The organism is Streptomyces montanus (assembly GCF_005786655.1).
GTDB lineage: Bacteria > Actinomycetota > Actinomycetes > Streptomycetales > Streptomycetaceae > Streptomyces > Streptomyces sporangiiformans.
In genome coordinates, this window is the sequence record NZ_VBZC01000015.1 from 70,583 (window position 1) to 87,658 (window position 17,076).

At 70.9% G+C, this 17,076-nt stretch carries 15 protein-coding genes and 1 pseudogene; 8 read left to right on the top strand and 8 right to left on the bottom strand.

Going from position 1 to position 17,076, the window contains the following annotated elements:
* Nucleotides 1-35: 35 nt before the first annotated feature.
* Both FE633_RS15765 and FE633_RS15770 read right to left on the bottom strand, forming a co-directional pair.
* Nucleotides 36-1,223, bottom strand: coding sequence for a peptidoglycan recognition protein family protein (locus tag FE633_RS15765; RefSeq protein WP_138045770.1), 1,188 nt, complete (start codon nt 1,221-1,223; stop codon nt 36-38).
* A gap of 230 nt (nt 1,224-1,453) precedes the next feature.
* Nucleotides 1,454-2,341, bottom strand: coding sequence for a LysR family transcriptional regulator (locus tag FE633_RS15770; RefSeq protein ID WP_138045771.1), 888 nt, complete (start codon nt 2,339-2,341; stop codon nt 1,454-1,456).
* Between the two features lie 104 nt (nt 2,342-2,445).
* On the opposite strand from FE633_RS15770, the gene mgrA reads away from it, so the two are divergent.
* On the top strand, nt 2,446-3,435 hold the full coding sequence (mgrA, locus tag FE633_RS15775) for an L-glyceraldehyde 3-phosphate reductase (RefSeq protein ID WP_138045772.1): 990 nt from the start codon (nt 2,446-2,448) through the stop codon (nt 3,433-3,435).
* On the opposite strand, the gene FE633_RS15780 is transcribed toward mgrA, so the two are convergent.
* Nucleotides 3,425-3,724, bottom strand: coding sequence for a DUF1905 domain-containing protein (locus tag FE633_RS15780; RefSeq protein WP_138045773.1), 300 nt, complete (start codon nt 3,722-3,724; stop codon nt 3,425-3,427). The genes mgrA and FE633_RS15780 overlap by 11 nt on opposite strands.
* Before the next feature lie 496 nt (nt 3,725-4,220).
* Here FE633_RS15780 and FE633_RS15785 point away from each other — a divergent pair, with 496 nt between their 5' ends.
* The 4 genes from FE633_RS15785 to FE633_RS15800 all read left to right on the top strand — a co-directional run bounded on the left by FE633_RS15785 (nt 4,221) and on the right by FE633_RS15800 (nt 9,599).
* Entirely contained in the window at nt 4,221-4,631 is a 411-nt protein-coding gene (locus tag FE633_RS15785) for a hypothetical protein (protein WP_138045774.1), read from the top strand.
* Nucleotides 4,632-4,720: 89 nt separating this feature from the next.
* A complete protein-coding gene (locus FE633_RS15790; protein WP_138045775.1) occupies nt 4,721-7,066 on the top strand; it encodes an ABC transporter ATP-binding protein/permease in 2,346 nt (781 codons plus the stop codon).
* Between the two features lie 5 nt (nt 7,067-7,071).
* Entirely contained in the window at nt 7,072-8,583 is a 1,512-nt protein-coding gene (locus tag FE633_RS49750) for a hypothetical protein (RefSeq protein WP_425473177.1), read from the top strand.
* Nucleotides 8,583-9,599 carry a serine/threonine-protein kinase gene (locus tag FE633_RS15800; protein ID WP_138045776.1) on the top strand — a complete coding sequence of 339 codons (1,017 nt, stop codon included), beginning with the start codon at nt 8,583-8,585 and terminating at the stop codon, nt 9,597-9,599. Before FE633_RS49750 ends, FE633_RS15800 begins: the two co-directional genes overlap by 1 nt.
* Nucleotides 9,600-9,622: 23 nt before the next feature.
* Here the strand turns inward: FE633_RS15800 and FE633_RS15805 are convergent, their stop codons facing one another.
* Both FE633_RS15805 and FE633_RS15810 read right to left on the bottom strand, forming a co-directional pair.
* Nucleotides 9,623-10,267, bottom strand: a complete 645-nt coding sequence (locus tag FE633_RS15805) for a class I SAM-dependent methyltransferase (RefSeq protein ID WP_138045777.1) — start codon at nt 10,265-10,267, stop codon at nt 9,623-9,625.
* A 30-nt stretch (nt 10,268-10,297) separates the two neighbouring features.
* On the bottom strand, nt 10,298-11,593 hold the full coding sequence (locus FE633_RS15810; protein ID WP_138045778.1) for a streptophobe family protein: 1,296 nt from the start codon (nt 11,591-11,593) through the stop codon (nt 10,298-10,300).
* A gap of 168 nt (nt 11,594-11,761) precedes the next feature.
* Between FE633_RS15810 and FE633_RS15815 the strand changes: the two genes are divergently transcribed.
* Both FE633_RS15815 and FE633_RS15820 read left to right on the top strand, forming a co-directional pair.
* Complete coding sequence (locus FE633_RS15815) at nt 11,762-12,979, top strand: DUF6777 domain-containing protein (RefSeq protein WP_171059966.1); 1,218 nt, start codon at nt 11,762-11,764, stop codon at nt 12,977-12,979.
* A gap of 139 nt (nt 12,980-13,118) precedes the next feature.
* Nucleotides 13,119-13,640, top strand: a complete 522-nt coding sequence (locus tag FE633_RS15820; protein WP_138045864.1) for a DinB family protein — start codon at nt 13,119-13,121, stop codon at nt 13,638-13,640.
* Nucleotides 13,641-13,647: 7 nt separating this feature from the next.
* Here FE633_RS15820 and FE633_RS48390 read toward each other — a convergent pair.
* Together FE633_RS48390 and FE633_RS15830 are read right to left on the bottom strand one after the other, a co-directional pair.
* Nucleotides 13,648-13,799 (bottom strand): annotated as a pseudogene (locus tag FE633_RS48390) (class I SAM-dependent methyltransferase); the annotation flags it as partial.
* 39 nt (nt 13,800-13,838) lie between these two features.
* The gene (locus FE633_RS15830; protein ID WP_171059967.1) at nt 13,839-14,600 is read right to left on the bottom strand and encodes an SDR family NAD(P)-dependent oxidoreductase; all 762 of its coding nucleotides are present in this window, start codon (nt 14,598-14,600) and stop codon (nt 13,839-13,841) included.
* A 185-nt stretch (nt 14,601-14,785) separates the two neighbouring features.
* Between FE633_RS15830 and FE633_RS15835 the strand changes: the two genes are divergently transcribed.
* Nucleotides 14,786-15,994 (top strand): mandelate racemase/muconate lactonizing enzyme family protein, encoded by a 1,209-nt coding sequence (locus tag FE633_RS15835; RefSeq protein ID WP_212747223.1) that lies wholly within the window; start codon nt 14,786-14,788, stop codon nt 15,992-15,994.
* A 48-nt stretch (nt 15,995-16,042) separates the two neighbouring features.
* Here the strand turns inward: FE633_RS15835 and FE633_RS15840 are convergent, their stop codons facing one another.
* Complete coding sequence (locus FE633_RS15840) at nt 16,043-16,828, bottom strand: FadR/GntR family transcriptional regulator (protein ID WP_138045781.1); 786 nt, start codon at nt 16,826-16,828, stop codon at nt 16,043-16,045.
* Nucleotides 16,829-17,076 lie beyond the last annotated feature (248 nt).

Below are 17,076 nucleotides of genomic sequence, written 5' to 3' on the forward strand. Positions count from 1 at the left end.
CCAAGTGTCCCGGCCCTTCGCCTGGGGCGCCCCTCTCAGCGGGAGCTGCTCACCGCCTCGCGGAGGCGGTCGAGTTCCGCGTACATCGTCTCGCCCGGGCACTCCGTGTCCATCCAGTCCCGGTGACCGCTGATCTCCGACACTTCCTTCGTCGTGCCGTTGATGGGGTTGGTGTAGGTGACCTGGGCGGTGGGATCGACTCCGTGCAGGCGGGTGAGGGCGCGGACCAGACCGGTCAGCGACTCGCGGGCCGCGTCCGAGGGCCCCTGCGAGGTCAGGTCGCCCAGCAGGGCGATGCCGAGGTTGCCCGAGTTGAACCCGCCCACGTGGAAGGCGGTCACGAGCTTGCCGTCCGCGTCGTGCGCGGGGACGCCGTCGTCGCCGGAGTAACGGCCCTCGTAGATACGGCCTTCGGCGTCGATGAGGAAGTGGTAGCCGATGTCGCCCCAGTCGTTGGTGATGGCGTGGAGCTCGTAGATGGCCCGTACCGTGGCGGCCGGGTCCGGGTCGTCGTTGGCGGTGACGGTGTGGTGCACCGTGATCGTCTGGAACGGGTAGTAGGCGGTCGGCGTGTTCTCGGTGCCGTCCTCCTTGAAGCGCAGCGACTCGTCCGCGCCCCAGGCGGCGCGTGACAGATAGGCGACACCGCGTACGCGGGTGGTGTCGGCGGGGACGGCCTTCTCGCGCTTGGCGCCCTGACTGGTGTCGAGAGCGAGCGAGCGTACGTCGGTGGCGCCGTCGGGCGACCTCACCTCGTACCCGGAGGCCTGACCGGTGGGCACGAGCAGCGCGCCGCCGTTGGCGACCGTGCAACCGCTCTTGCTCAGCGGCTTCCAGGCGCTCTCGGTGCCATCGGCGTCGCGCAGTCTCAGCGCGCCGCCGTCGGCGGAGTTCGACCCGTTCCAGCGAATGCCGACATACCCGATGGGAAAGGCGGCCTCGACGGGCTGTTCGCCGGTGGCCGCCTTGGAGCGGGTGGTGGGGAAGGCCTTCTTGGTGGTTCCCGGCTTGTCGGAGCCGCTCGCGCCGTCGGACCCGGACGAGTCGTCGGACGAGGTGGCCGCCATGACGGCGGGGGTGACCACCGCACCGGCGGCGACGGCGCCGGCGGCGCCGATCAGACCGCGGCGCGTGACGCGGGACTTGGCCCGGTGCGAGGGCGAGGAGGAGGGGTCAGGAGAGGAGGAAGGCGAAGAGGAAGGAGAGGTGGGGGGAGTGGCCATGGGGGAGTCCTTTAAACGTTCATCGCAACGTTCTTGGTGGTGCGTCCCGGGCAACCCGCAAGCAAGCACACGTAGTTCTGTGTTCTGCCCGGCGGACAGCACACTTGAAGTCGCAAGGAAGAGTACGCGCTCTGATCCACGCCTTGGCCACCACCCCACCGGTTACCGGGGAGTCGCCCAGACTGCCCAGCCCTTTCAGCCCTTTCAGCCCGTTCAGTCCGTTCGGTCGTTCAGCCCGTCTGACTCTCGAGCAGTGCCATGAACGCTCTGGCCGCCGGGCTGGTCGCGTCCGCGGGCGGGAGCATGGCCACCGTCTCGTACGACGTCTCGGCAGTGTCCTTCAGGGGAAGCGCGGTGAGGTCACAGGCCTCGCGCTTGTGGCCGAAGTGGCGTGGCACGACGGCGATTCCGAGGCCCTCCTGGACCAGATCCAGAAGACCGTGCACGTCGTTGACCTCCAGGGCCACCGTGCGGTGCACGCCTGCGGCCTCGAAGACCGCGTCCGTGGTACGGCGGGGACCCCAGTCGGGATGGAAGTCGACGAAGTCCTCGCCGCCCAGGTCCTCCGGGGTGACCGCTCCGCCGCCCGCGAGGCGGTGCGTCGGATGGCACAGCACGGTCATCGGCTCACTGGTCAGCGGCAGGCAGCGCAGCTGGTCGCTGTCGGGGCGCGTCGTCACCGCGAAGGCGAGGTCGAGGCGGCCGGCGGCGACCTCCTCGGCCAGCGCGCCGGAGCCGGCCTGACGCAGCCTGATCTCGACGTCCGGGTGCTGTCGCCGGAACGCGGCCAGGAGCGGGGCGACGCACACTCCGGCGATGCACTGTTCGGTGCCCAGGGCGAGTGTGCCACGCAGGACGCCCTGCACCGCGGCCACGGCATCGTGGGCCGCCCGGACCTGTGCGAGGATCCGCTCGGCCTCGCCCAGCAGGGCGCGCCCCGCCTCGGTGAGGGTGACCCGACGCGTGGTGCGCACGAACAGCGGAGCCCGCAACTCCCGCTCCAGTGCGCGGATCGAGGCCGACAGCCCCGATTGCGACACCATCAGCCGTTCCGCGGCCCGGGTGAAGTGCCGGTCCTCGGCGACGGCGACGAAGTGCTGAAGGTGGCGCAGTTCCATGATTGAGAAGCGTAGCCGCTGAATCCCATCCGATTCTTCTGTTGGACCGCTGCCCCTGCGCAGGCGAGAGTGGAGACCTGGTTCCCGGCACTTCAGGAGTACGCGTGTACACCGCACATTCCGACCGTTACGCGGACATGCCCTACCGGCGCACCGGGCGCAGCGGCCTGAAGCTCCCCGCGCTGTCGCTCGGCCTGTGGCACAACTTCGGTCCCGACCGGCCGGTCGAGACCCAGCGGCAGATCCTGCGCCGCGGCTTCGACCTGGGTGTCACCCACTTCGACCTGGCCAACAACTACGGGCCGCCGCCCGGCGCCGCCGAGTCGGCTCTCGGAGAGGCGCTGAAGGCAGATTTCAGGTCATACCGGGACGAGTTGATCATCTCCACCAAGGCCGGCTACCTCATGTGGCCGGGCCCGTACGGCGAATGGGGCTCGCGCAAGTACCTGCTGTCCTCGCTCGACCAGAGCCTGACTCGCATGGGCCTCGACTACGTCGACATCTTCTACTCGCACCGTCCCGACCCCGAGACGCCGCTCGAGGAGACGATGGGTGCCCTGCACTCGGCAGTCCTGCAGGGCAAGGCGCTCTACGTCGGCGTGTCGAACTATTCGCCCGAGCAGACGCGTGAAGCCGCCCGCATCCTGAAGGAGTTGGGGACGCCGCTGCTGATCCACCAGCCGCGCTATTCGATGCTCGACCGTCGCCCCGAGGACGGGCTCCTGGACACGCTCGACGAGCTGGAGGTCGGTTCCATCGCCTACTCGCCGCTGGAGCAGGGACTGCTCACCGGCCGCTACCTCGACGGCATCCCGGAGGACTCGCGCGCCGCGAGCGACAGCCCCTTCCTGAACGCGGAGACGGTGACCGAGGACCTGGTAGGGCAACTGCGCGCCCTCGACGACATCGCCAAGTCGCGCGGTCAGACCCTGGCCCAGATGGCCCTGGCCTGGGTGCTGCGCGGTGGTCGTGTCACCTCCGCCCTCGTCGGCGCGAGCAGTGCCCGGCAGCTGGAGGACAGCGTGACGGCCGCCCGCAACCTGGACTTCGACGCGGACGAGCTGGCCAAGATCGACGCGATCATCAAGCCGTGAGGTGCTCCTCCAGGCGCACGATCACCGTGTCGCCCTCCTCCTTCCCGATCGCCTGACGTACGTCGGCCTTCACGGGCAGTTTGTGGGTGCCGTCGCCCATGGCCATGAAGGAGCTGCGGAAAGGGTGGCCGTCGATCGTTCCACGGACCCTGACGAGCCCCCGGGTGCCGAAGAAAGCGACGGATTCGGGCCAGACCAGATAGGTCCAGCCGCCTTTACTGGGGCTTTTGCGCAGCACGGCGGAGAATTCCTGATTGAGTTCCCTGCCCATCGTGTCGGCGCTGTTCATGGCGGCCTCCGCTCTCGGTGGTCGTTCCGGGGGCCCGCCTCTTCGGCGGGCGCCTTCCGGTGATCTCCTACCTGGGCAGACCGCCGGGAGCGGAAAAACTCATCGGTGATTCCATCGTGCCCGCTGACGTCGCCGAAAAGATCGATGTCGCTGCCTTCCGGTGCCTGCGCGGCGGCGCCCCCTCTGCCGGCGCCTCGGCGCCTGCCGTATGAAAGAGCAGGTCGGAGGCGCCGGGGCGTGGGCCCCGAATCGTTTCAGCCAACTCAGGCCGTGAATATGCCAGGAGACTGGCTGGAATGGCATGGTGACAGAGTGTCAAGAGTGGCGATACTCAGATTCTGAGCTCTCGAATACCTGAGTGCTTGAGCCCTGAGCGCTCGCAATGCTGAACTCACTCGGCCGCGGACGCGGCCGAGTCGCCCCATCGTGCACGACGAGCACAACGCAGGGAAAGAGAGGCCGGACCGGCGGCAGGCCGGGCAACGGGGGAGAGATCGTGCACGACGAGTTCTTATGTCATGTCACGGCGTACGGCATATGCGGCGGCCGGCGGATCGGCGTACCTCTGGGAACCTATCGGGCGCCCACGCTGGCGCTGGCGCTGTGGTGGTTACGGGATCGGGCCTCGTGGATCGCCGAGCGGCTCGACCCGGATCCCGAGGCGCCGTACTTCCCGTCGAACTCGATAGCACCCGTCGCGGACACCGTGCCGGACGTGTCGGGCGAGCTGCGCGCGTGGTGCGGTGACACGGCCCAACAGGAGCTGGTGGCCGACGAGTTGGCCGCCGGGCGACTCGTCCGCATCGCCACCAGCGACGACACCACCGAGTACGAGCTGCTGGCGGAGTCTGTCGACGCGCTGCGCATGCAGCGGACGATCCCCGTGCTGTCGGTCCCAGCCGCCTGACGCCAGTGCGCTCGCCCCGCGTGCCCGGTGCTCGGACATAGGGTGCCGCCGACCAGGCACACATATGGGCGAATAGATAGAATTCGGGCATGGGAGAGCGGTCAACTGCGCCCGAACTCGTTCTCGAAACCGACACGAGTTCCACGGTGATGAGCCCGAGCCGTCACTATCGCGTGGGACGCGATCCGCTGAGCGACATCGTCATCGATGACGCCCGGGTCTCCTGGCACCACGCGGTACTGCGGCCCGAGGACGACCACTGGACGCTCGAGGACGAGAACAGTACGAACGGTACGTACGCCGACGGTCGCCGCGTTCGCGCGTGGGACGTCGGCCCCGGCAGCGTCCTCCGCTTCGGCAGTCCCGCCGACGGCCCGAGCGCCGTGCTCACGAGCCGCCCCCGGCCGCCCGCCCCCGAGCGCCCGTCCGCCGTCTCCGCGCCCGCCGCCACGGGCACCTTCCGGCAGCCCACGACGGTACGCCCGCTGCCCGCGCACACCGCCCGCACGATCCGTATCGGCCGCGGCGGCGACAACGACCTGGTGGTAGACGATCTGATCGTCTCCCGACGGCACGCGGAACTGCGCGCCCACCCGGACGGTGCGTACGAGATCGTCGACCTCGAAAGCCACAACGGCACATTCCTCAACGGGCAGCCGGTGACGCGTGCCCTCATCGAGCAGGGCGACATCGTGGGGATCGGCCACTCGGCGTTCTGCCTGGTCGGTGACCAGTTGCAGGAGTACGTCGACACCGGCGAGGTCTCGCTCGACGTGCAGGATCTGACGGTCGCCGTCGACCGGGGCCGCAAGACGCTCCTCGGCGAGGTCTCCTTTCCCGTCGGCGAGAAATGTCTGCTCGCCGTGGTCGGCCCCAGCGGCGCGGGAAAGTCCACGCTGCTGAACGCGCTGACCGGGCAGCGTCCCGCCGACCGGGGCAGGGTCCTCTACGACGGCCGGGACCTCTACCGCGACTACGCCGAGCTGCGCCAGCGCATCGGCCTCGTACCGCAGGACGACATCCTGCACCCTCAGCTCACCGTGCGACGTGCCCTCACGTACGCCGCCGAGCTGCGCTTCCCGCAGGACACCGCGAAGGCCGAGCGCCGGGCGCGGGTCGAGGAGGTGATCCGTGAGCTGGGCCTGGAGCAGCGCGCCGGGCAGCCCATCCACAGTCTGTCGGGCGGCCAGCGCAAGCGCGTCAGCGTGGCCCTGGAACTGCTGACCAAACCATCGCTGCTCTTCCTCGACGAACCGACGTCCGGGCTCGACCCCGGCATGGACCGCTCCGTGATGCACATGCTGCGCGGCCTGGCCGACGACGGGCGAACCGTCATCGTGGTCACCCACAGCGTGCTCAGCCTCGACGTCTGCGACCGGCTGCTCGTGCTCGCGCCCGGCGGCAGGATCGCCTACTACGGGATGCCGGACGACGCCCTCGCCTTCTTCGGCTGCGAGCAGTGGCCCGAGGCGTTCGAGGCCTTTGAGTGGGACCGCGACCGCGACTGGGCCGGGGAGTACCGCGACTCGCCGTTCCACCGGCACTACATCACCAACTCGAGCGTGCAGCCGCACCTTCCGCGGCCCGCCCGCCCCGAAGCCGTCGGGCCGCCGCCCAAGTCGCAGAGCTGGGGAGCTCAGGTGCACACGCTGGTGCGCCGCTACGCGGCCGCGCTGTCCGCCGACCGGACGTTCCTCGTCATCATGATCGCCCTGCCGTTCGTGATGGGTGTGATGGCCCGGGCCCTCGCCGGAAGCCGGCTCACCCAGGAGACATCCATGAACGCACTGCTCATCCTGTGCGTGGGCGGAGTCCTCACGGGCGCGGCCAACGCCGTACGGGAGCTGGTGAAGGAACGTGTGATCTACCAGCGTGAGCGTGCCGTCGGTCTGTCCAGATCGGCCTATCTGATGTCCAAAGTCGCCGTTCTCGGCACGGTCACCGTCCTGCAGGCCGTCGTACTGACCCTCGTGGCGCTGCTCGGCGTCGATCTGAACGCGCCCGGCGGCGAGGGAGTGCTCATGCCGCCCCTCGTGGAGATCACGGTCGCGGTCGCGCTGCTCGCCTTCACGGCGATGACGCTCGGCCTCCTCGTCTCGGCGTTGGTGCGCAAGGAGGAGGTGACGATGCCCCTGCTCGTGCTTCTCGCCATCGTCCAGGTCGTCTTCTGCGGGGCGCTGCTGAAGCTGGACGGGGTGCCCGGCCTTGAGCAGCTGTCGTGGCTGGTGCCGTCGCGGTGGGCGCTCGGCGCGATGGCGGGCACCGTCGGTCTGGCCCGGATCGTGCCCGGCGACCTGACCGCCGACCCGCTGTTCCGGCACGAGGCGTGGGTGTGGCTGCTGAACCTGGGCATGCTCGTCGTCCTGGCGGTCGTCTTCGGATACCTGGTCGCACGGCTGCTCCGGCGGCGCGAACCCGAGGTCATGCGGAAGTAGGCGTGATGACGACTCCCGGCTTCCGCCCCACGCATGTCGTACCCCAGGACGGCATGCCGGCCTGGGAGGCCCCGGACCCGAACCGGCCCACTGTTCCGCTCGACGCGCTGCTGCCGGTCCAGCTGGTCGACCGGCGCGGCGACTGGGGGCACATCGTCTGCGCCAACGGCTGGTCGGCATGGGTCGACGGCCGACTGCTGCTCGCCGTACCCCACGAGCCACCCGTCCCGGGCCGACCGCTGGCCCGCACCGCGGATCCACGCCCGCTGCTCGCCCGCGTCGAGGAGACGCTGGGCCGCTACCGGCAGACGGTCGAGGAGCTGACGGACGGGCGCGTCGACGGGGAGACGTTCCGCGGCCGCACGCAGGGCCTGCGGGTCGGGATCGTGGTCGACGGGGAGGCCGTGTGGCTGTACGAGGCCGAGCATGAGCGGTGGGTGTACTGCGACGGCACACGCCTGAGCACGTACGCCACACCACAGCCACCGGCGCCCGCGCCGGGTCAGGAGCCGCCCGCGGCGCCCGGTCAAAACCCGCCCGCCACGGCGGCACCAGCACCGCCCGCCGTCTCCGGACCGGAGCCGCCTGCCACTGCTGGGCGCGAGCCGACGCGGGTCGTGAGTGATGCCGGTGGCGTGGCTGGTCCGGAGCCGACGCGGGTTGGGGAGGAACCTGGTGGTGGGGTCGGGCCGGAGTCGGCGCGGGGCCTGAGGGACGCCGGTGGCGCGGCGGATGGACCGGAGCCGACGCAAGTTGTTGGCGGCCTCGATTCTGCGGCCGGGCCGGAGCGGACATGGGTGGTGGGGGATGCCGGTGGCGCTGGGCGGGAGCCGACGCGGGTTGTGGAGGATGCCGGTGGTGGGGCCGCGCGGAAGCCGAGGCCGGTCGTAGAGGACGCCGGTGGCGCGGATGCACTGGCGCCAACGCACGGAGGGGAGGACCCCGACTCTGCGGATGGACCGGATCCGACACGGGTCGTGGGCGACCCCGATCCCGCGGTCGGGCGGGAGTCGGCGCCGGTCGTCGAGGGCTCTGGTGGTGGGGGCGGCCCGGAGTCGACGCAGGCCCAGGAGGATCCCGGTGGTCGGGACAGACTGGAGTCGACGCCGGGGGGTTCCGGTGGTGCGGCTGGTCCGGAGCCGAGGCCGGTCGTAGAGGACGCCGGTGGCGCGGTCGGTTCGGAGTCGACACAGGTCGTGGAGGGTCTGGATCGTGCAGGCGCGCTGGAGCCGACGCGGGTCGCCGGGGACCCGGATCCCGCCGCTGGGCGGCAGCCGACGCGGGTGGTCAGGGATGCCGGTGGTGCTGGGCCGGAGTCGGCGCCGGTCGTCGAGGACGCTGGTGGTGGGGTCGGCGCGGGGTCCGCGCAGGCCCTGGAAGATCCCGGTGGTCGGGACGGACCGGAGGCGGCGCAGGGCGGGGTTCCCGGTCGTGAGGACGGGCCGGAGGCGGCGCAGGGTGGGGACGCGGTGGGACACGCCGTCACACGGTTCGTGACGGGCGACGGTGACGGCTGATGCCGCACGACACGAGTCCGCACTCGGGGCGGCCCTCCGACCTCATCGGGCGGCAGATCGCGGGCTACCGGATCGAGTGCGAGATCGGCCGTGGTGGGATGGCCGTGGTGTACCGGGCCAGGGACCTGCGCCTCGACCGGACGGTCGCGCTCAAACTGCTCGCCCCGGAACTCGCCCGCAACGACACCTTCCGCAAACGCTTCACTCACGAGTCGCGGGTGGCCGCCGCGATCGACCATCCGCACATCGTGCCGGTCTTCGAGGCGGGCGAGACGGACGGCGTCCTGTACATCGCCATGCGGTACGTGTCCGGCCGCGACCTGCGCCATCTGCTCGACCGCGAGGGCCCGCTGCCCGTCGCGGCGGCCACCCGAATCGTCGGCCAGGTGGCGTCCGCGCTGGACGCCGCCCACGACCACGGCCTGGTCCACCGGGACGTCAAACCGGGCAACATCCTGGTCGCCCAGGGCACGGACAGCGACCACCCCGAGCACGTCTACCTCACCGACTTCGGCCTCACGAAGAAGTCGCTGTCGCTGACGGGGTTCACGACGGTCGGCCAGTTCGTCGGCACGCTCGACTATGTGGCGCCGGAGCAGATCTCCGGCCGCCCCGTCGACGGCCGCTGCGACGTCTACAGTCTTGCCTGCGTCGTCCACGAGGCCCTGGCAGGCCGGCCGCCCTTCCAGCGCGACGACGACATGGCGCTGCTCTGGGCCCACCAGTACGACGTGCCGCCCCGTCTGACCGACGCGCGCCCCGACATCCCCGCGCCCGCCGACGCCGTACTGGAGAGGGCCCTGGCCAAGAGCCCCGACGACCGCTACGACTCCTGCCTCGCCTTCGTGGCCGCGCTGCGTACGGCAGCGACGAGAGCCCGGGCGGCGGACCACCCACCGACCCAGGTGGACTTCGGGGTCGCCGGGACTCCCCACCACCCGGGCCCACCGCCGGCACCGCCCCGCTGGGCCCTGCCGGTCTTCCCCCAGGTCCCCCGGCTACCGGAGAGGCCCTGAGCCTGAAGTCGTCCTGAGCCTTATCAAGCCTTACGGGCAAGCAGGTGGGCCTGTTGAAAGGCCCGTTCGTCCTCGCCCGGCTCTCGGACCATACGGGCCACTTCGCGGAGCCCGGTTTCGCGCAGCAGATCGGCGACGGGGTCGGGGGACCACCGGTAGGCGAGCGACACCTTGTGGTCGAAGGACTCCGCGAGCTCCGAAGGCTTGTCGTGGGCCGGGAACGCGAGCAGCAGATGGCCGCCGGGCGCCAGCACCCGGTGGAACTCGGCGAACACCTCCGGCAGCCGCTCCGGCGGGGTATGGATGATCGAGTACCGGGCGAGGACCCCGCCGAGCTCACCGTCCTCGAGGGCCAGCGCGGTCATCGAACCCACGTCGAACCGCAGCTCCGGATGCGCCGCACGCGCGATGGAGATCATCTCCGCGGAGAGGTCCACGCCGAACGCGGTCAGCCCGAGCCTGTGTAACAGCGCGGTCACATGGCCGGGACCACAGCCGACGTCGGCGACCGCTCCCGCGCCGTCCGCCCGCACGAGGTCGGCGAACGCGGCGAGCATCGCCCGGTCCAACGGATAGTCGTCGAGTGCGTTCGCGAAGAGTTCGGCGTACTGGACTGCGACGGAGTCGTACGCCGTTCGGGTCGTGTGCAGGAAGTCCGGCTCGATCATGGAGACGTACCGTAGTACGTCGCCGGGGAGTCAGGCGCGCGTACTGCCAACCTCGCCCCGCCGGTGCACGCGTGAGGCGAGCAGGCCGCCCAGGAAACCGGTCACGAGTCCCCAGAGCGCGGCGAATCCCAGCGCGGTCCACAGCCGTGGCCGCAGCAGAAGGTCGCCGGACAGTTCGCCGCCGAGGTCGCCGATGCCGAGGAGGGACAAGCCGTAGTGCGCGGAGGTGCGGCAGACGAGACAGACCGTGAGCACGGTGAGCACGAGGGCGACCATCATGTGCAGGGCGTGCTGCCAGGCGCGCACCCTGGCCGGCGAGCGGGCGGCCATGAGGAACGCCGCGGCCAGGAGCAGCACGGCGTCGACGACGATCAGCCACCACACCCTGCCGTCCTGCTCGGCCAGTGTCCGCAGGTTGAGCGTGGAGATGTCCGGCGTACGCAGCACGGTGTCCAGCAGCTCCGGCATGGGCAGCCCGAACGGCCCCTCGACGCGGCCCTCCCACGTGGCGCCCAGGCCGATGGTGAAGACGAGCCAGACGAGGTTGGGGAGCCCGAGAAGGATCACCGCGAACGTCTCGACGGCATGCCCGCGCGTGGCCGCGACGACCAGAGCGATGACGAGCCCCACGGCGACGCACGCGAGCAGCAGCGCGACCATGGCGAACGCGGCCGGCCGCACCGACTCCTGGAAACGCAGCAGCCGGGCCGGCAGCGGAGCCTTCCGGGAGACCAGCAGCGCGAGGACCAGTACACCCGCGAGCCACAGCAGCCCGAGGGCCAGCGTCACCGGCAGGTCGGTCCTGAAGCCCACCCGGGGCGTCGCGTCGAGCAACTCGCCGATGTCGCCCAAGGTCTCGTCGCCGAGTGGGATCTCGAAGGTCTGGCGGGCCGACAACCCGACGGCGGTCAGGGCAAGGAGCCACAGGACCGCGACCCGGGCGGCCCAGCCCACGAGTTCGGAGCCGCCGGCGACGGCCCGGTGGCGCAGCGGCCGGAGGAATCCGGCGGTGATGACCAGGACTCCGGCGAGCGTCACGGACAGGGGGATCACGGTCATGTCGGCGTGTGTCTCGGCGAGGAACCCGGCATTGCCCGCGAACTCGACCGATCCGCCGACCGCCACCACCACGGTGGCGGCGACGACGCGGGGAAACGCGCCGTCCGGCAGATCCGCCGCCCCTGCCGCCCACAGTCCGAGCGAGGCGACCACGGCCATGACGATCAGCGCGGCCAGGACCGTCGCGAGGGCGTCGATCCAGCCATCGCGGGGGCTGGCCCGGCCGCGGCGGGTTACTGCCTGGTCAGCGGATGTCTGGTGACTCACGCTGCAACGCTAGGCAGGGCTCCGGCGGCGCGCCTGCCAGGGAGGGCCGACCGCGTCAGCTTGCGAGCGCTACAGGACTGAAGCACACAATGTCCTCGGGCATGTGCAAAGCGTCACACATCATGTGAAATGCCGCCGCAGGATCCCCTACGCCGGGAAGAAGAGCTCGTGAGTACCGAACCGCCGTCCTCCGACCGCCCCACCGGACCACCGTCGGGCCCGCTGTCGGGTCCGTCTCGGCCGGGTTCCGGGCGGTCGTCGGGCGATCGTGGTCCGTCAGGCCCGTCGGGCGGCGGGGCGGGGGCCGGCGGCACGGGAGGCGGTCCTCCGGGCCCCGGCGGTCCCTCCGGCCCCGGCGGTCCGATCGGCCCGGGCGAGCACGGCTCCGGTGACGGACACGGCCCCGGAGGCGGAGGCGGAGGTGGCCGCCCGTGGTGGAAATCGGGACCCCGCATCGCGGTCATCGCTGTCCTGGCCATCGCCGCGGTGACCCTGGGCCTGGTCTTCACCCGCCCCGACGGCGCCTCGAACTCCGGCAGCGAGGTCTTCCTCCAGGCCGCGGGCAAGGCGGGGCCCGACCCGTACACAGAGTCGACGGCACGAGACAACTCGACCGTGCCGGAGACGCCCCCGCCGACAGGCACCTCGGATTCCGCCAACGTGACGCAAGGCGTGGACGGTTCGGCCCCCGGCCTCTACGGCGGCACACGAGAGGTGGCCAGCTGCGACGTGGAGAAGCAGATCAGCGCACTCCAGGCGGCACCGGCCAAGAACAAGGCCTTCGCCTCCGTGCCCGGCATCGAGCCTTCCACCGTGCCCGGCTACCTGCGCTCGCTCACCCCCGTACAGCTGCGGATGGACACCCGTGTCACCAACCATGGCTATCGCGACGGCGCCGCCACCAGCTACCAGGCGGTCCTCCAGGCCGGCACCGCCGTCCTCGTCGACGACCGTGGCGTGCCCCGCGTGCGTTGCTCCTGCGGCAACCCGCTGCGGCCGCCGGTCGCGCAGAAGGGCACGCCCAAGAGGACGGGCGACTCGTGGCCGTCGTACCGGTCGTCGGACGTTGTGGTCGTCTCGCCCGCGGCGCAGGTCATCAACGTCTTCGTCATCTATGACCCGGACAACGGCGAATGGATCGAGCGGCACAGGGGCGACACGGGCGGCAAGGACGAGAAGACCGATCCACCCGTGAAGCGGCCGTCCCCGTCCGTGAGTTCGCTGCCGCCGTCGTCTCCGTCCACGCCGTCGCCGGAAACCGAGTCTCCGAAGAGCGAGTCCCCGAAGACGGAATCGCCGCAGACCGAGTCCCCGTCGTCCGAACCCCCGCCGGTGGAGCCCTCCGAACAGTCGCCCGACCAGGCGTCCTCCGACATGACGACGTGACAGCGAAAATCCGGTGGCGCATCCCATGCCGTTCCCCGATGCTCACCCCATGGCCAACACCCTTCAGCCAGAGCCCGAGAAGGAAGCACAGCCAGATGGGTCGCCCGAGAAGGTGGAGCGCACCTTCGGGTGGTGGGACATGTTCCTCCATCCCGATGACGATCCGCGCAGCGACGGCGGATATGTGGGGGAGCGCGCCACGCTCGTCGCGTATCTGAGCGACTACCGGCTGACGCTGGAGATGAAGTGCGCCGGGCTCGACGCCGAGGCCATGGCCCGGCGCTCCGTGGAGCCGTCCAACCTGTCGCTGCTGGGCCTCGTCCGCCACCTCGCCGAGACGGAACGCAGCTGGTTCCGGCGGGTCATGGCGCGCCAGGACGTGCCCCGGCTCTACCGCACCGAGGCCGACCCCAACGCGGACTTCAACGGCGCGGTGCCCGCCCCCGAGGTCGTGGCGGAGGCGTGGGAGCACTGGCGGGCCGAGGTCGCTTTCGCGGAACAGTTCGTGGAAGAGGCCGCCGACCTCGAGGTCGCCGGCGACAACGGCGGCGAACCGATCGCCCTCCGCGAGGTGCTCGTCCACATGATCGAGGAGTACGCCCGGCACATGGGCCACGCGGACTTCCTCCGAGAGAGGATCGACGGACGGGTCGGCCAGTAGCCACCTGCAGACTGCGCCGGGCGACCGCGGCCACCTCGTGGCCCCAGGCTCAACGGCCGTGATGAGGCAGCCCGACTCCGTCGGCGGAACGGTCAGTTGGCCGGTGCCGGGCCCCACTTCCAGGACCCGGCTGCCCGGACCGACCCCGGTGCGCGAGGCTGGCGCCTGGCGCGGCCCGCCGCTGTTGTCGGCCGGCCGTCAGGTGCCCGCGAGCAGCGAGCACCCGCCGTCCGCCAGCAGCACCGTGCCGGTGAGGTAGTCGGCCGCCGGGGAGCACAGCATCCCCGCGGCCTGGGCGACCTGCCTGAGGGACTGCAGCTCGCCCAGTGGAATGGCCCGGTCCACGCGCGCGCGGTACTGCGGTTCCTCCCGGTACTGGCGGGCGGCCATGCCGGCGTCGACGATGCCGGGCGCGAGGACGTTGACGCGGATGCGGTGGGGGGCCAGTTCGAGGGCGGCGGAGCGCGCGAGCATTTCCAGGCCGGCCTTGGAAACGGAGTACGCCGTGGTCTCGGGCCACGGCACGGAGCCGATCCATGAGCCGGTGAGGACGATGCGGCCCTCGGTGCCGGCGGCGACCATCTGGCGGGCCGCCGCCTGGGTCAGGTGGAAGGCGCCGGTGAGGTTGACGTTCAGCTGGGCCTGCCAGTCCTCGGGCGTGATCTTGAGGAACGGGGACGAGCGGACGATGCCGGCGTTGCCGATCGCCGTGTCCAGGCCGTCCACGCGGGCCAGCGCCGCCGTGAGAGCGTCCGGGTCGGTGGTGTCCGCGATGTCGTAGCGCAGCGTGCCCACGACCTGTCCGAGGCCGGCGATGCGGGCGGCGGCCGCGGGCTCGTCGACGATGTCGATCAGTACGACGTCGGCGCCTCGGGAGGCGAGTTCGTACCCGATGGCGAGGCCGATGTCGCCGACGCCGCCGGTGATGGCGACTTGTCGGCCGACGAGATCCTGGAGCACCCGCTGTCCCCTCTTCGGTCTAACTGGTCTGACCGCCAGCCTCCCTTTCTGCCGCCCTTTCCCACCGCGTGTCAAGAGGTGCGTCAGGGTCCCCTGTGCCGGAGCGGCGCGCTTGACGCGAAGCGAAGTCTCGGTCAGGCTCCAGGCTGACTGGTAAGACCGGCATGACCAGATGGAGGCCGCTCATGCGCATCACCGCCCTGGAAACCGTGCGGTCGGCAGTCCAGCCCAACGTCTGCCAGGTCCTTGTCCATACGTCCGACGGGTTGCAGGGGCTGGGGGAGACGTTCTGGGGGGCGGAGGCCGTCGAGGCGTACCTCCATGAATCGGTTGCTCCGGTGCTGCTCGGTCTGGTGGATCCGGCTCCCGAGAGGGTGGCCCGGCTGCTCGCGCCGTACGTCGGTTTCGGCGGTTCGGGGGCGGAGACGCGCGGCAACGGGGCGGTGGACATCGCGCTCTGGGATCTGCTGGGCAAGCGCGCGGGGTTGCCGGTGGCGGCGCTGCTGGGCGGTCCGGCGCAGGAGTCGCTGCGCGTCTACAACACCTGCGCGGGCACCGGTTACATCCGCGACGAGGGGCGGCAGTCCTCGGCCAACTGGGGGCTGGCCGAGGTGTCCGACCGCTACGAGGACCTGGAGGCCTTCCTCCACCGTCCCGCCGAGCTGGCGCGGTCCCTGCTGGAGGAGGGGATCACGGCGATGAAGGTGTGGCCGTTCGACTCCGCCGCGGAGCGGACCGGTGGGCTGCACGTCTCACCTGCGGACATCCGGCAGGGCATGAAGGTGCTGGAGGAGATCCGCGGCGCCGCGGGCGATCGCATGGACATCCTCGTCGAACTGCACGGACTGTGGTCGGTCAGGGCCGCCGTCGAGATCCTGACCGCGCTGGAGGACATCGAACCCTTCTGGGTGGAGGATCCGTTGCGGCCCGACGGCGTCGACGGCTACCGCAGTCTGCGCGCGCGCACCTCGGTGCCGATCGCGACGGGGGAGACGCTCGCCGGCCGCCGGGCGTTCAAGCCGCTGTTGGAGAGCGGCGCGATCGACGTGGCCATCATCGACATCAGCTGGGCGGGCGGGCTGACCGAGGCGCGGAAGGTGGCCGCGCTGGCCGACACGTACGGCGTCGCCGTCGCGCCGCACGACTGCACCGGGCCGGTGTCGTTCGCCACCTGCGTCGAATTCGTCGCGAGTCAGCCGAACGGGCTGATCGCCGAGACCGTACGCGCCTTCCATCACAGCTGGTACGGGCTCATGGCCGAGGGGTTGCCCGTGCCGGTCGACGGGCGGGTGGCACCGACGACCACTCCCGGGCTGGGGGTCGCGCTGCGTGCGGAACACCTCGAGTCCGCGCATACGCGGCGCCGGGTGTCCCGGCTGGACGCAGGCGGGTGACCGCCCTCAGCCACTGGACGGGCTCAGTCGCTGCAGGGGCTCAGCTGCTCAGCCGAAGCCCGCCAACTCGTCGTCCAGTCGCGCGACTTGGATGCCCCGCCGCGCCAGCACGTCGTCCAGCGGCGTGTCCAGGTCCGCGCCGTAGAAGTCCAGCGCCAGCCGCAGATGCTCCGCCATCGCGGCTCGCGCCGCTTCGGGATCCCGGCGTGCGATGCCTTCGTAGATCGTCTGGTGCCACGGGTCGCCCGCCGCCAGCACCTCCCGGTCGCTCAGGCTGCGCAGCATGAGCCCGTAGACCAGGGTCCGGATGGAGCCGAACATCACCGCGATCACCGGGTTTCCGCCGGCGTGTGCCACCGCCTCGTGGAAGGCGAGGTCGGAGCGGGCGAGGGTGGTCAGGTCCTGGGCCGCCTGATGAGCCTCCAGAGCCTGCCGTACGAGATCGATCTGCTCGTCGGTGCCGCGTGACGCGGCCATCGCCGCCGCCTCGCACTCCAGCATGGTGCGTGCTGTAACCAGATCCCTCGGCGTGACGCCGGTGCGCTGTGCCATCCGCGCCAGCGGCCGTGCCAAGTCGCTCGCTCCCACGGCCCGTACGAACGAGCCGCGACCGGGATGGATCTCGATGTAGCCGCGTTCCTGCAGACCCCGCAGCACCTCCCGGATCACCGGCCGGCTGACGTTGTATTCGGCGCACAGAGTGCGTTCGGACGGCAGCCGGTCGCCGACCTTCAGCGCCCCGCTCAGGATCCGGCGCTCCAGCTGGGTCAGGACGGCGTCCTGGTTCGGATAGAGCGGCCGGGCGCCGGCCTTCGCCGAGAAGTCCGATGCCATGGTGTCAGTCCTCTCGAGGGCGGGCGGTGTCCGTGGCCAGGATAGACCGGTAAGACCGCATGGTGAGCGAGGGACCGGCCTCCATGCGGTCGCAGACCCCCGCCCCACCCGTCACTCCAGGCCGTATTTGGGCATCCGCGCGGCCCTCCACAACTTGCGTCCACTGCCTTGACGCTCCCGGACCGCGATGGGAAGGTGTGCCCCGCGGGCAGGCTGGTCTGACCAGTTAGACCGGACTTGCTGCCACC

Excerpts from the sequence above, each read along its gene's own strand:
- FE633_RS15765 (WP_138045770.1), bottom strand. The coding sequence starts at position 1,223 with ATGGCCACTCCCCCCACCTCTCCTTCCTCTTCGCCTTCCTCCTCTCCT.
- FE633_RS15770 (WP_138045771.1), bottom strand. The coding sequence starts at position 2,341 with ATGGAACTGCGCCACCTTCAGCACTTCGTCGCCGTCGCCGAGGACCGG.
- FE633_RS15780 (WP_138045773.1), bottom strand. The coding sequence starts at position 3,724 with ATGAACAGCGCCGACACGATGGGCAGGGAACTCAATCAGGAATTCTCC.
- FE633_RS15790 (WP_138045775.1), top strand. The coding sequence starts at position 4,721 with ATGGGAGAGCGGTCAACTGCGCCCGAACTCGTTCTCGAAACCGACACG.
- FE633_RS49750 (WP_425473177.1), top strand. The coding sequence starts at position 7,072 with ATGACGACTCCCGGCTTCCGCCCCACGCATGTCGTACCCCAGGACGGC.
- FE633_RS15800 (WP_138045776.1), top strand. The coding sequence starts at position 8,583 with ATGCCGCACGACACGAGTCCGCACTCGGGGCGGCCCTCCGACCTCATC.
- FE633_RS15805 (WP_138045777.1), bottom strand. The coding sequence starts at position 10,267 with ATGATCGAGCCGGACTTCCTGCACACGACCCGAACGGCGTACGACTCC.
- FE633_RS15820 (WP_138045864.1), top strand. The coding sequence starts at position 13,119 with ATGTTCCTCCATCCCGATGACGATCCGCGCAGCGACGGCGGATATGTG.
- FE633_RS15835 (WP_212747223.1), top strand. The coding sequence starts at position 14,786 with ATGCGCATCACCGCCCTGGAAACCGTGCGGTCGGCAGTCCAGCCCAAC.
- FE633_RS15840 (WP_138045781.1), bottom strand. The coding sequence starts at position 16,828 with ATGGCATCGGACTTCTCGGCGAAGGCCGGCGCCCGGCCGCTCTATCCG.